Below are 14,428 nucleotides of genomic sequence, written 5' to 3' on the forward strand. Positions count from 1 at the left end.
ATCATACTGACCAAATCGGTAAAATGATCCCCGGCAATTCGGCGTGCCCTGGCACACATGACAGCCCCGCACGTGGACAGGTCCGGGTGCGGGACGGTCTTATCCCAGCAGCCTTGCCCACGCGCCCGATGCCGGCTTGCCAGAGGCCAGACGGTCAAGAAGTGGGGTCGGCACTTCCAGTCCGGAACCGATTCCGGGCGCGGCAAGCGCCGGCACTCTCTTGCCCTCAGAATGCCGCCGGATGAGAACGGCATTGAGCCGTCGCGCCATAGCGCCATCCGGCGCATGTTCGGGAACGGGATGGATGGCCCCTGCCCCCATCAGGGCGTGCAGCGTCTGGTTCACGAGGCCGGGTCGGCCCCTCATGACGGGCAACTGCTCCAGCTCGGCATAGGACACCGTCTGACGGGCAGCGAGCGCCTCCAGCACCGGCGAAAAAATACTGGCGTGCCCTTCGATCCGCCCGATGCGGGTTTCGAATGTCACGCCGCCGCCTGCGGGCGCTCCCGGCAACGCTGTAAAGCGCAGTTGCCGCAAAGCGGCAAAGTGCTTATCCGCAGCCAGCGGCGCGATGTCGCGGCGGTATAGATCAAGCCGCGCCTGCTGGTTGCAGGCCATATCCCGCACAAGTTCCCGCGTACCGCGATCCTTCTGCGCGTTCAGCAGGCCGCGCAGACTTTCCGGCACGGTAAAGTCATCGAGGTTGTCGAGAGGGCTTGCATTGCCCGCCAGCGCGAGCCCGACACCGCCCATGTCGTGCATCACCTGCGCGACGGTTAACGGTGTGAAATACGCATTCAGATAGTCATGCGCGGTATAGGCCGCATCGTCAGCGGCGGTTGCCTGCGCATAATTCTCGGCCACAGGATGCGTGGCGAAAAAGCCTGCCTTGCCTTTACGCAGGCCGGCGATCAAATCCCGGCCACGCTGCACGGCGTCCAGCGCATGCGCTCCCGGCTGCAGGTGAAGGGCCGAAAACAGCCCGTGAAACACCGTGAGATCCGCAGCGCCCGGCAGAGTGAGATAATGCAGCAGAGCGACGCCGCCGGGCTTCAGATGTTGGCCTGCCAACTCTCTGACGGCCTGCCTGACATCCGGCGAAACCCAGGAATACAACCCGCGAACGATCAGGAAGTCGACAGCGGGCAGCCCGATGTCCTCGCGCAGATCCTTGCAATGGAACTCGACATTGCCGATGCCGGCATCTTCCGCCAGCCGTTTCGCCGCATCGATATGCTCGGGATTGATGTCGATGCCGATAAACCGCACGTTCGGGTTCGTCGCCGCCAGGATCAGCAGCCCGACCGCCGGGCCGCAGCCCACTTCACACCAGACAGGTTGTGAGGCAGCGGTGTGTTGAACCTCTGCCTGCCCCAACGCGGCCAGACAGGCGCGCAGCCAAATGGGCGCATGCTCGCGATGAAACTGCGGCACATAAGGAACATCGAGCAGATAGCCGGCGGGCAAATCGGTCATGCCGGTTCTCCTGAACGCATGGCGGGCACAGTCACAACACAGAGCCATATGCCGGCTTCCGTGGAAACAGGCATATGGCCCAAGTCTTTATAACGGATGAACCGCCGGATGATTTCCGGCGGCTCCAGATCGGTCAAAGCGTTCAACGGCGCGTCAGAACGAGCCGGTGAGCGAGATGTAGTAGGCGCGTCCCGGTTCGTTGAAGGTGTTGGCGCCGGCGTTGGTGGTGGTGCCTTCGCGCTTGACTTCCTTGTTGAACAGGTTGGTGACACCGGCGAGCAGACGAAGGTTTTCGTTGAACTCGTAACGGGCCGTCACGTTCACCAGCGTATAAGGCGAACGCGAGCGGGTGTTTTCCGCCACCTGCAGCGTCGAGAAGCTGACGGTCGGGGCCTTGATCTCACCGTAATGGGTGACGCCCAGGTTCAGCTCAAGCTGCTCGGTTGCCTGCCAGACCAGGTTGGAGTTGATCGTGTACTTGGGCACGAGCGACAGCGGCTGGTTGTCGGTCTTGTTCTTGGACTCGATCATGTACGTGGCGTTGGTCGACCACCGCACCTTCTCGTGCAGAGGAATGATCAGGTTGCCTTCGAGGCCCTGAATGACCGCCTTCGGCACGTTTTCCCACTGGTAAACGGCCATGCCGTTATACGTCCCGATGGGGGTGGTGCCCGACTGGATGTGATCCTTGAAGTCGTTGTGGAAGTAGGTGATGCCCGCGTTCCAGCCAGACTCGTTGATATAACCCAGGCCGACTTCCTTGTTGATGCTGGTCTCGGGTTCGAGGTTCTCGTTACCGATGACGTAGCACGGACGACCGTACATGTAGGGGCAGCCATTGCCCATCGACGTGTAGAGGTAGTTCGGGTTGAGCTGGAACAGGTTCGGCACCTTGAAGGCGCGTGCGATACCGGCCTTCAGCGTGATCTCGTCAGTGATCGAGTAAGACGCGTTCAGGCTCGGGCTCCAGTTGTTGCCCGATTCCGAGTGATGGTCGAAGCGCAGGCCAGGCGTCAGGATGAACTTGTCGGTGACGAGAATGTTGTCTTCGACATAGATGCCGTAAAGCTGCGACTGGCTCTTGGGATTACGCAGCGCCGGGTCCGACACCGTGCCGAAACCGGGGATGGCGAAAGTCGTGGCGCTTGCAGCACCCATGTTTTCGTCATCCATCCACTCGCCGCGGAACTCGGCGCCGACCGTCAGCGTCTGCGGGACGACGATGGTCAGCGGGAAGTTCCACTCGCTCTTGGCCGTCACGTTGTCGAGCGTGATCGCCAGACGATCCTTGGCATACTGCGAGCTGATACGTCCCTCGCCGGAACCAGCATTGCCTTCGCCGAGACGCGAGTTCTTCGAGTTTTCCCACTGGATGTAGCTGTTGGAGGTACCGAAGTCCCACTTGCCGCGATGGGTAGCGGACAGCGTCGTGCGCGTCACGCGGTTCGTCTCGCGTCCATCGCGAGCCAGCGACTCGTTCAGCTCAGTGGAAAAGACGTCCTGATGCAGCGCGTCACCGGCGTAGATGTTACGCTGCTGGCTCCAGGCCGCTTCGAAGTCGAGCACGTGCTGCTCGTTGAGCTTCCACGACAGCAAACCGCGGAAGTCGGTGTTCTTCACACCCTCGCGGCCGGCAGCGACGCTCTCGCCTTCCGGCGTCGCATCCTCGTTGATGCCGATGTCGTCGGCGCCGGTGATGTTGTAGTTCGCCGAGAAGCGATAGGACAGGTTCTCGCTGATCGGACCGCCGGCGACGATGGTCGAGCGGTAGGTGCGGCCTTCATCGCTGTTTTCGGGAATGTTGGCGAAGGTCGTCGCGCTGAAGCTCTGCTTGTCCGGGCGCTTAGTGATGATGTTCACCACACCGCCGGCTGCGCCGGAGCCGTAACGCGCCGCTGCCGGGCCGCGCAGCACTTCGATGCGCTCGACCATTTCAGCCGGCACCCAGTTCGAGTCGCCGCGCGTATCGCGCTCACCGCCGCGCCGCATGCGCACGGAGTTACGCGAGAACACGGGCTTGCCGTCGATGAGGATCAGGGTGTTTTCCGGGCCCATACCGCGGATGTCGATCTGGCGGTTGTTGCCGCGCTGACCGTTCGACGTGTTGCCGGTGAGGTTGACACCGGGCTGACGGCGAATTGCATCCGAAAGGTCGTTGACGGGCGGGGTCAGCTCAAGCTGTTCGCGGCTGATGATGGACACGCCCGGCGCCTGGCTGAGCTGCTCACGCGCGGAAACCACGACCACTTCGTCGAGCAACAGTTCCTCGCCGGTCAGCGGCAACTCGGCGTTGGCCTGCGCACGCTGCGCGCGCGTATCCTGCGCATTGGCGACGCCTGCCGACGCGACGATCAGCGCGCCGATCGCAGTCGCGGTTGCAAGTCCCCTTCCCATCGGTGTCATTCCCTTTGTCCTTTCAAAGCCAGTCCATGGATAACTGAACAGCAGCAAACCTTCCCACCCATGAAACTGAAGGCGCGCTTACATTAAAGTTTTAAAGAAGATGCCGCTTTAATTTATAATTATTCTGAAATATATTTTTAAAGCATTTAAACTATCTCCAACAAAAATTTATCTTCAAATCTCCTAAATCAACTCCTGTATGGCTATACCGATTCTCCTTTTATACCGGAAGCACGAATCAGCCTGCACGGAAAAGAAGCACGATACTGTTGCCGGCAATCATCATTATTGAATTTGAATATTTATAAAGTATGCGGCAACCTATGCCGGTGAGCGCAGGCGAAACGCTTCATCAAACGTTTCGCAACGGATGCCCATAAAAATTTCACGGACTATAAAACCCGTAAAGATTGTCACTTGCGATTATAATTTACCTGTTACACATAATGAATTTGAAAAATCCGGAATCACATGCACAGATGAAAACAGTAAATGACCATCATAGATGACTTTTTATCTTTTAATATAGCAATACTATTGCTAATGATGGGAAAGCTTCTGACCCATAATTCAAAAATGCTCAGAAAGTACAGTATCCCTGAGCCTGTCATCGGCGGCCTTCTATGCTCTGCGGTTGTCGCTGCCATATACTTCATATCCGGGCACCAGATTTCATTCGACCTCGACGTTCGGGATTTTCTGCTATTATTGTTTTTTGCCGGCATCGGGCTAAAAGCCGAAGTGCGTACCCTGTTACTTGGCGGCAAGCCCTTGCTGGTGCTGCTCGGTCTGGCGGCGGCATTTATCGTCACCCAGAACCTCGCCGGCATGGGAATGGCAACCTTGTTCGGGCTGGACCCGCACGCCGGGTTGATGGTCGGATCGGTCTCGCTCACCGGCGGCCTTGGCACAACGATGGCCTGGGCGCCGATCCTGCAGCGCGACATGGGAATCAGCAATGCGGCTGAACTGGGCGTTGCCAGCAACACCGTCGGGCTGATCGCCGCCTGTGTCATCGGCGGGCCGATGGCGACCTATCTGATGCGCCGCAATGCCATTACACCGTCGAACACATCCGACTTGACCATCGGCGCCGGACCCGATCCGCAGGCCGGCGAGCTGGATTACTTTTCCGTGCTATGGGCTATTTTCGTTCTCAACGCCACGGTGCTTCTGGGAACGATGCTCGACGCATTGATCAGCAAAACCGGCCTCACGTTGCCGACATTCGTCTCGTGCCTCATCGTCGGCATCCTGATACGCAACCTGACGCCGTTCGTGTCAGGCAAGGTCGTGCGACGCTACTGGCCCGCCACCGGGCGGGGGATGTCACTGGTATCGGATATCTCGCTCGGCCTATTCCTCATCATGGCGCTGATGAACCTGCAATTGTGGGAGCTGAACGGCATATTCGTGTTCATCATCTCCACGCTCGTCGTGCAGATCGTGCTCTGTCTGGCCTATACCATCTGCATCGTGTTCCCGCTGATGGGGCGCGATTACGAGGCCACCGTGATCAGCGCCGGCTTTGGCGGCATCGCGCTGGGCTCAACGGCCACCGCGATCGCCAACATGACCGCCGTAACGCAGCAATATGGCGCGGCGCATCGCGCCTTCATTATTGTGCCTCTGGTCTGCGGCTTCTTCATCGACCTCGTGAACGCACTGGTGATCGCCGCCTTCATGTAAAATCCGCATAAAAAAGGGAGACGGGTGCGTGCCCGTCTCCCCAGATGTTTCAAAGCCGCTTGCGTTCAACTCAATTCATCGCATTGAACGCAAGTCGCGGTGAGATATACAAGCTAGAACGCCAGATACAGCCGATCAGGCGACGCGCCACTTCCCGGCATCGTCGCGCGCGAAATCCAGCGCACGGTCGTCGTCACCCTCGCGGATGCGCGACGGCAGGCCGATGTGGTTCAGCAGGTTGAGGAAGGGATGCGGCGGCAATTCCTCGACGTTTGCCTGACGCCGGACATCCCACTCACCAGTCGCGACGAGCATCGCAGCCGCAACAGCAGGCACGCCCGCCGTGTAGGAAATGCCCTGGCTGCCGACTTCCTCGTAAGCCTCTTTATGGTCGCTGATCTGATAGATGAAGATCTCGCGGTCCTTGCCGTCCTTCGTGCCCTTCACCAGATCGCCGATGCACGTCTTGCCGGTGTAGGTCGGCGCGAGAGAGGCCGGATCCGGCAGCACCGCCTTGACCACCTTCAACGGCACCACCTCAAGCCCCTCGGCCGTGGTCACCGGCTGCTCGGACAAAAGACCAAGGTTCTGCAACACGGTGAACACGTTGATGTAATGCGCGCCGAAGCCCATCCAGAACCGGATGTTCTTCACCGGCAGATGACGCGACAGCGAGTGCAGTTCGTCATGGCCGGAGAGATACGTGGTCTGCTCGCCAACGACCGGCAGGTCGTCCGTGCGGCTGATCTCGAACATCTTGTTGCTCTGCCACGCGCCCTGCTGCCACGAATAGACCGTGCCGGTGAACTCGCGGAAATTGATTTCCGGATCGAAGTTGGTCGCGAAATAACGTCCGTGGCTGCCTGCATTGACGTCGATGATGTCGATGGAATCCACGTCATCGAAGTAATCCTGCACGGCGAGCGCGGCATAGGAATTGACGACGCCGGGATCGAAGCCCGCGCCGTGAATGGCCGTGATGCCCTTCTGTGCGCATTCCTCGGCGTGCTTCCACTCGTAGTTGCCGTACCACGGCGGCGTTTCGCAGATCTTCGCCGGGTCCTCATGAATGGCAGTATCGATATAGGCCACACCCGTATCGATGGCTGCACGCAGCACCGACATATTGATGAAAGCCGAACCGACGTTGATGATGATCTGGACTCCGGTTTCCCGGATCAGCGCTTTTGTCGCCTCGACGTCGAGCGCGTCGAGCGTATGGGCGCGGAGCACGCCACCGGGCTGCTTGAGCGCGCGTTTTTCCAGCACGCCGGCAATGATATCCTCCGCCTTCGCGATATTGCGCGAGGCGATGTGAATGTCACCGAGGATATCGTTGTTCTGGGCAGCCTTGTGGGCGACGACCTGTGCTACACCACCAGCACCAATAATGAGAACGTTCTTTTTCATTTCACGCGGATCTCTCCATGTATGATTGATGTTTATTGCCTGTATACTCACGACAGGCTGGCGACATAATCGCCGTATCCGAACTCTTTCACGAGTTCGATATCGCCATTCAACTGGCGAATTGCAATGGCCGGCATCTTGACACCGTTGAACCAGTTCTTTTTCACCATCGTATAGCCAGCAGCGTCTTCGATGGACAACCGGTCGCCAACCTTGAGCGGAGCCTCGAACGAGAATTCGCCGAAGATATCGCCCGCAAGGCAAGACTTGCCGCAGACCATGAACTGATGCGAGCCTGTATTGGGCTTCATCTTGGCGCTCAACCGATAGATCAGCAGATCCAGCATATGCGCCTCGACGGAACTGTCGACAATTGCGAGATGCTTGCCGTTATACAGCGTGTCGAGCACACTCACCTCAAGCGTGGTGCTTTTGGTGATGGCAGCCTCTCCCGGTTCCAGATACACCTGCACGCCGAAACGGTCGGAGAAGGCCTTCAGCCGGTCGGCAAGCGCGTCCAGCGGGTAGCCTTCGCCGGTAAAGTGGATGCCGCCGCCCAAGCTGACCCAGTCCAGTCGCTGCAAGAAATGGCCGAAACGCTCTTCCACCTGAGACAGCAGGCTGTCGAACAGGCCAAAATCGGTGTTCTCGCAATTGTTGTGAATCATGAAGCCGGAGACATCGCCGATCACGGCCTCGATGCGCTCGTTTTCCCACTCGCCCAGCCGGCTGAACGGCCGCGCGGGGTCGGCCAGCGTGAAGTCCGAGCTGCTGATGCCGGGGTTTACGCGCAGGCCACGCACCACATTGCGCGCCACTGCGCGCTCGCCAAAGCGCGCCAGTTGTCCTGCGGAGTTGAAGATAATCTTGTCGGCCTGCTCCAGCACCTCGTCGATTTCGTCATCGGCGTAGGCGACGCTGTAGGCATGCGTCTCGCCGCCGAACTTCTCGCGGCCCAGCTTGACCTCGTAAAGCGAGGAGGACGTGGTGCCGTCCATGTATTGGCTCATCAGATCGAACACCGACCAGGTTGCAAAACACTTGAGAGCCAGCAAAGCTTTGGCGCCTGAGCGTTCGCGAAGATTGGCTATTATCTCCATGTTCCGAAGAAGTTTAGCCTTGTCTATGAGGTAATAGGGCGTTGCGAGATCCGACTGTTTGTCCAATTCAGTTTCCTTGAGGCTGGAAGTTCATGCGGCTGTCGCTAGGGCCGCTGCGTTGTTCTGGACACCATCCAGAAAGCTGACACGTTCTTGTATAGAAACTGCATGAAAATCTCAAGAAGATTCCGATAAAGCAAAGCGCGCAGGCCCCGATGGACCTGCGCGCTTATGTTTTTTACACGCTTGCTGACTGATACTTGCGGGTGTTTATCAGTCGCGCGCCATATCGCTGACGAGGCTTGCGGCGACGATTGTTCGCGACAGTGTCAGCCCGGAGACGCGGATGGCGTCCACGGCCTTGCGGATGCGCTCCACGTCCTCCGAACGCGCGTCAACCCAGGCCGCGACCGCCGCGGCTCCGTCCGTGCCCGTCTCACCGTTCAAAACGGCTTCGGCGGTCAGGCGGGAGTGCGCGTCGTCGAGCGCCTTCACCGCGCGGTCGAGCGCGAGGCGGTCGTAGTAGTCGCCCGGTGCGATGGCCCGCGCCGCTTCCGCCAGCTCCTGGAAGCCGAATACGTCCGCAAGCGCGAAGTGCACCGCCGCCACCTCACCGACAGAGCGCTGCGTGCGCGCCGCGACACGCACGATATCCGGCGTCTGCGCCAACGCCGACAGCCGCAACAGGCGCGTGGACACGTCGTCGGGAACATGAAGCGCCCGCAGCGCTGCGATGCGCTCCTCGGCCGCCGCCGGCACCGGCGCCGTATCCAGCACCGCACCAACCGCCTCGACACCCGCACGGTAACGATCGACAACAGCGCCGATACCGTCGCTGGAGAAGTCGACATTGCGGCCGAACCACACCAGCAGATCGATGAATACGTCCTGCAACGCCGCGTAGAGCGACAGCTGCGTCTCGCCGCTCACCTGGCCCTCGCCCTCGCCGATCCGGCTATCCAGCGCGTCGATATCCGCCGTGAGTTCGCCAAGACCGAACGCCGACCACACCGCGATGAACGCCGCTGCCAGCGTCGCCGCGCTTGCGCCCGTCTGATCCGCAACCCGCGTCACGATGCCGGGGCCGCCCTGGTTGACAATGGCGTTTGCCAGCCGTGTCGCCACGATCTCGCGCCGCAGCCGGTGATGCGCAATCGCATCCGGGAAGCGATCCGCCAGCTCCTGCGGGAAATACGCCACCAACTCACGCGCGACATAGGGATCGTCAGGCACCGACGATTCGAGAACCGCGTCGTAGAGCGCCAGCTTCGAATAGGCCAGCAGCACAGCGATTTCAGGCCGCCACAGGCCATCGCCACGCTTCTCGCGCGCCGCCAGTTCGCTGTCGTCCGGCAGGTACTCCAGCGCCCGGTCAAGCCGGCCCGCCGATTCCAGCACCTGGATCAGACGCCGCGCGTAGCCGATTTCCTCCGCCTTGCGCAACTCGACCAGCGAAATGGCCCGCGACTGCTCGTAGTTCGTCGTCAGCACCAGCCCCGCCACCTCGGACGTGAGCTGCTTCAGCAACGCGTTGCGGTTATCCACCGACAGACGGCCGTCCGCCTCCGGAATCGCAAGCGCGATCTTCAGATTGACCTCGATGTCGGACGTGTTCACACCCGCCGAATTGTCGATGGCATCGGTGTTGAGGTGCACGCCGGCGCGCGCCGCCTCGATGCGCCCGAGCTGCGTGACACCGAGGTTGGCGCCTTCGCCGATCACCCGCGCCTGCACCTCGCCGCCGCTGATGCGCACGGGATCATTGGCGCGGTCGCCGACCTTCTCATCCGACTCGCCGGACGCGCGGATATACGTGCCGATACCGCCGAACCACAGCAGATCCACCGGCGCGCGCAGGATGGCCGAAATCAGCTCCTGCGGCGGCAGTTCCGTCTTGTCGATGCCCAGCCGCTCCCGCACCTGCGGCGACAGCGCGATGGTCTTGGCCGAACGGGAGAACACGCCGCCGCCCGCCGAGATCAGCCCCGTGTCGTAATCCTGCCAGCTCGACCGCGGCAGATCGAACAGCCGTTTGCGCTCCGCCCATGATGTTGCCGGATCCGGATCGGGATCGAGGAAGATGTCGCGGTGGTCGAAGGCGGCCACCACCTTGAGCGCCTGCGACAGCAGCATGCCGTTGCCGAACACGTCGCCCGACATGTCGCCCACGCCCGCCACCGTCACCGGCGTCGTCTGGATGTCGATGTCCACCTCGCGGAAGTGGCGTTTCACCGCCTCCCACGCGCCGCGCGCCGTGATGCCCATGCCCTTGTGGTCATAGCCGTTGCGCCCGCCGGAGGCGAACGCGTCACCCAGCCAGTGGTGATGCTCCAGCGAGATTTCGTTGGCGAGGTCGGAGAACGTCGCCGTGCCCTTGTCCGCCGCAACCACCAGATACGGATCGTCGCCGTCATGACGCACCGTGCGCGCTGGCGGCACGATCTGTGCGCCGTCACGGTTGTCGGTGATGTCGAGCAGGCTGGCGATGAACACGCGGTATGCGCCGCGCCCTTCCTCCAGCCAAGCGGCGCGGTCGGAAGCCGGCGGCAGGCGCTTGGGCACGAATCCGCCCTTCGCCCCAACCGGCACGATCACCGCGTTCTTCACCTGCTGCGCCTTCACGAGGCCCAGCACTTCCGTCCGGAAGTCCTGCGGGCGATCAGACCAGCGCAGGCCGCCACGCGCCACCTTACCGAAGCGCAGATGCACGCCTTCGACACGCGGCGAATACACGAAGATTTCGTACAGCGGCACCGGGCGCGGCAGCCCGTCCACCTTGGCGCAATCGAACTTGAACGAGATCGTCGCGTGAGGCTCTCCGGCGGCATCGCGCTGGTAGATGTTGGTGCGCACCGTCGCTTCGATCAGGTTCACGAAGCGGCGCAGGATGCGGTCTTCGTCAAGGCTGGAAACGCTTTGAAGACGCTCTTCGATCGCCGCCTTCACCTCGGCCTCGCGCGCGGCGCGGTCCGTTTCCGCATCGGGATCGAAACGGGCGGCGATCAGCGCCACCAGACGCGTCGTGATGTCGGGATGGCGCGACAGCGTCTGCGCCAGATAGTCCTGACCGAACGGCACACCGATCTGGCGCGAATACCGGCCCCAGGCACGCAGGATGGCTGCCTCGCGCCAGTCCAGCCCGGCCTCCAGCACAAGCGCGTTGAAGCCGTCCGACTCGGCCCGCCCCTCGAACAGCGCCAGCAGCGCCGCCTCAAGCCCGGGCTTGGCGCGCTCGACGTTGATCGCCCCGCCGCTTGCCCGCTCCAGCGTCATGTCGTGCAGCCAGACGCGGCCTTCCTCTGACACGCCATGCGGCACGATGCGGTATGTCCGCTCGTTGACGACACGGAAACCGAGTTTTTCCAGCAGCGGCACGCGCTCGGACAGTGACGTCGGCGCCGAGCGTGAAAACACCTTCAGCGCCGCGCGCGATTCCGGATCGCCGGAGCGGCGATAGAGCCGCACGGCGCGCGGATGTTCCGGCCCCAGCGTTTCCACCACGGCGATATCGTCGATGGCTTCCTCACCCGAGAATGCCTCGCGATACGCGCCGCTGAACGCATGCGAATACCGCGCCGCCAGTTGCCGCCCGCGCTTGCCGCCGACGTGGCGGAAGAACGCGTCGTCAAGCGCGTCGCTCCACGTGCGCACGCGCTGGGTGATGCCGGCTTCCAGCGTCGCCCGGTCGATCACCGGCGTATCGCCCTCGTCGCGGCCGATGATGAAATGGATGCGCGCCAGCGGCCCCTCGGGGAACGTCGGATACGTCGCCGACAGCCGCCCCTGATAAAGCCGGGTCAGAAACGCGCCGATGTCCGCCTGCACGTCCGTATCGTAACGGTTCTTCGGCAGATAGACGATCACCGATACGAACCGGCCGAACTCGTCCGGCCGCGCCAGCACGCGCACGCGCGGGCGCTCGGTCAGTTGCAGGATGTCGTTCACGAAGCCGAACAGCGTGTCGGCATCGATCTGGAACAGTTCATCGCGCGGATAATCGTCCAGCACATGCAGCAGCGAACGACCGGAATAGCTGTCGGGGTCGAATTCCGCCCGGTTCACCACCTGGGCCACCTTGCGCCGCAGATACGGAATGGTCAGCGTGGACTGCGTATAGGCGTTGCCAGTGAAGAGGCCCGCAATGCGCAGCTCGCCCACCACCTCGCCCGCCGCGTCGAACAGCTTGACGCCGACATAATCGAGGTGCGTGCGCCGGTGCACGCGCGACTTGACGTTGGCCTTGGTAATAATGAGCGCTTCCGGGCGCTGCAGGAAGGCGCGCACCTCGGGCGACATCGACAGCAGTTCCCGCCCGCGCCGCAGGATGCGCACTTCGGGATCGGTCAGGATGCCAAGCCCCGTTCCTTCCACCGGATCAGCCACGCTGCCCGGCTGGAAGCGGTATTCGCGAATACCCAGAATGGTGAAATTGTCGTCCACCAGCCATTGCAGGAAGGCGGAGGCCTCCTCGACGATGTCGCGGTCCAGTGGCGAGGGCGTCTCGCGCAGATCGCGTGCGGCCTCGACCAGCCGCTCACGCATGGCCGGCCAGTCGGCGACGGCGCTGGAGACATCGGCGTAAACGCGCGTCAGCTCTTCGACAAGACGCTCGCGCCGCTCGGGATCGTGAATGCGTGGTAGGTGCAGATGAATAAGGCTCTCGCGGCTGACGCCCGGGGCCGGCGCCTGCGCACCCGCCTCGCCAGACAGCGACACCACCGCGCCCGACGCATCGCGCGCGACATCGAGGATGGGGTGCGACACCAGCAGCGGCTCGAAGCCCAGATCCACCACCGCCGCAAGCGTCGAATCGAACAGGAACGGCACGTTGTCGTTGATCACCTCAACCACGGTGATATCGCGTGCATCCGCATCACCATCGGTGGGCGGATCGCTCAGCCGGATGCCCGGCACGCCGCGCCGGTGGGGCTCGCGCACATAGTCGAAAGCCTCCGTGACGCGGTCAGCAAGAAAGGCATCCGGCAAAACAACCAGATCCTCCGTCGCAACCCCGCCCAGCAAGGCCTCAACAAACCACCCAGGAACAGTGCTGTCGCGTTCCTTCAGAACGCCTGCAATACGCCCAATAAGATCACCAGCCGCCACGTCTGTCTCCCATACGGATGCCGCGTCGGTTTATCCGACCGGCGGTTGAGACCGATGGCTTTCTGCCGATCGGCCTCTTGAAGCGTTTTCGGGCAAGGCGGGCAGCGCTTCAGGTCAATAAAGCGTACCCGGCCAATAAGTTATAGCGCTTCCAGGAAACATCCGAGCGCCGTCGGCAGCATAGACGATCTTGTCGTGCCCAGAAAGTGTCCATTCCGGCCAACACCGCTTATTATATGCAATATCTGTCTTTTTTTGCCGGACGGCCGCAGAGGTAGTGACAAACGCCGAAACCCGCCCCGAAGATCCGGGCCGGGCTGGCGGCGTGTTACGCAACCGAAACAATAAAGCTGGAAAAACTGACGCAATGTCGATCCGGACGGTCTCGCAGGTGGGACTCGCCGAAGGGGCTGGGGGGCTATGAAACTCAGCGTATCGAACCGCCAGACCGTCCAGATGACAGGTATTAATCTGACGGCGGAATGGGGCCAGATCACGGCACTGGCGCGACGTCCGCGTGATCATGTCGAGACAATCCGTCGGCTCACCCGACATAATCATCCGGATATTGCGTCCCTTTCTGCGCCCCGCTTGTATCATGGGGCTTGCATACGGGCGGTGCGGCGGCCATCATTCAGATTGTCTGGCTGTTCGATAAAGCAGAAAGACAGTCTGGCGGAAACCGAATGGCTGGAGGGAAGCGGATTGAGTGAAGCGGGAGGCGGTGATCCCGAGCAGACCACGGCATCGATGGCGACAAGCCCTCAAGACGCCCCCTCTCGCCGCGAGACAATGCGCGCCGCCGTCATTCCGCTCCGCACCCAGACGAATGCCGCGTCCAGCTCGTCCCAGCAGGCATATGCAGGCCCGGTCACCTTCAACCAAGCGGAACTGCGACTGATTTTCGGCATCTACGGACGCAAGGTCGCAGCCGGGGAGTGGCGCGACTACGCCATGGATTTTCTGCGCGATCAGGCGATCTTTTCGATCTATCGCCGCTCGTCGGAAGTGCCGCTCTACCGCATCGAAAAGACGCCGCGCCTTGCACGGCGACAGGGCGAATATGCCGCCATCGCGGCTTCCGGCTTCATTCTCAAGCGCGGCGGCGATCTGGGGCGCGTGCTCGCCGCCCTCGACAAGCCACTGAAAATCGTCCGCTGATCCTCGTGGAAATGGCACTCAACCCCTGAAATGCAAAAACCCCGGCGTCACCGCCGGGGCTTCGTCATCATCGCAAGTTCCGG

At 61.6% G+C, this 14,428-nt stretch carries 7 protein-coding genes; 2 read left to right on the forward strand and 5 right to left on the reverse strand.

Annotated elements, in window-relative coordinates:
* Nucleotides 1-99: 99 nt before the first annotated feature.
* Both FHS81_RS05445 and FHS81_RS05450 read right to left on the reverse strand, forming a co-directional pair.
* Nucleotides 100-1,476 carry a class I SAM-dependent methyltransferase gene (locus FHS81_RS05445; protein WP_183751031.1) on the reverse strand — a complete coding sequence of 459 codons (1,377 nt, stop codon included), beginning with the start codon at nucleotides 1,474-1,476 and terminating at the stop codon, nucleotides 100-102.
* 153 nt (nucleotides 1,477-1,629) lie between these two features.
* Nucleotides 1,630-3,879, reverse strand: coding sequence for a FepA family TonB-dependent siderophore receptor (locus tag FHS81_RS05450; protein ID WP_246374753.1), 2,250 nt, complete (start codon nucleotides 3,877-3,879; stop codon nucleotides 1,630-1,632).
* A gap of 492 nt (nucleotides 3,880-4,371) precedes the next feature.
* Here FHS81_RS05450 and gltS point away from each other — a divergent pair, with 492 nt between their 5' ends.
* On the forward strand, nucleotides 4,372-5,568 hold the full coding sequence (gene gltS, locus FHS81_RS05455; protein WP_183751032.1) for a sodium/glutamate symporter: 1,197 nt from the start codon (nucleotides 4,372-4,374) through the stop codon (nucleotides 5,566-5,568).
* Between the two features lie 135 nt (nucleotides 5,569-5,703).
* Here the strand turns inward: gltS and FHS81_RS05460 are convergent, their stop codons facing one another.
* From FHS81_RS05460 to FHS81_RS05470, 3 genes are all read right to left on the reverse strand, one after another.
* Entirely contained in the window at nucleotides 5,704-6,978 is a 1,275-nt protein-coding gene (locus FHS81_RS05460; RefSeq protein ID WP_183751033.1) for a saccharopine dehydrogenase family protein, read from the reverse strand.
* A gap of 47 nt (nucleotides 6,979-7,025) precedes the next feature.
* Nucleotides 7,026-8,144 (reverse strand): carboxynorspermidine decarboxylase, encoded by a 1,119-nt coding sequence (gene nspC / locus FHS81_RS05465; RefSeq protein WP_183751034.1) that lies wholly within the window; start codon nucleotides 8,142-8,144, stop codon nucleotides 7,026-7,028.
* A 207-nt stretch (nucleotides 8,145-8,351) separates the two neighbouring features.
* Nucleotides 8,352-13,184 (reverse strand): NAD-glutamate dehydrogenase domain-containing protein, encoded by a 4,833-nt coding sequence (locus FHS81_RS05470; RefSeq protein ID WP_183751035.1) that lies wholly within the window; start codon nucleotides 13,182-13,184, stop codon nucleotides 8,352-8,354.
* A 705-nt stretch (nucleotides 13,185-13,889) separates the two neighbouring features.
* Here FHS81_RS05470 and FHS81_RS05475 point away from each other — a divergent pair.
* A complete protein-coding gene (locus tag FHS81_RS05475) occupies nucleotides 13,890-14,345 on the forward strand; it encodes a DUF2794 domain-containing protein (RefSeq protein WP_246374755.1) in 456 nt (151 codons plus the stop codon).
* Nucleotides 14,346-14,428 lie beyond the last annotated feature (83 nt).

Source organism: Pseudochelatococcus contaminans (genome assembly GCF_014195635.1).
GTDB classification, from domain to species: Bacteria; Pseudomonadota; Alphaproteobacteria; order Rhizobiales; family Beijerinckiaceae; genus Pseudochelatococcus; species Pseudochelatococcus contaminans.

What these genes read in the sequence shown, in the direction of transcription:
- FHS81_RS05460 (WP_183751033.1), bottom strand. Translation starts at nt 6,978, where the DNA reads ATGAAAAAGAACGTTCTCATTATTGGTGCTGGTGGTGTAGCACAGGTC.
- gltS (WP_183751032.1), top strand. Translation starts at nt 4,372, where the DNA reads ATGACCATCATAGATGACTTTTTATCTTTTAATATAGCAATACTATTG.
- FHS81_RS05450 (WP_246374753.1), bottom strand. Translation starts at nt 3,879, where the DNA reads ATGACACCGATGGGAAGGGGACTTGCAACCGCGACTGCGATCGGCGCG.
- FHS81_RS05445 (WP_183751031.1), bottom strand. Translation starts at nt 1,476, where the DNA reads ATGACCGATTTGCCCGCCGGCTATCTGCTCGATGTTCCTTATGTGCCG.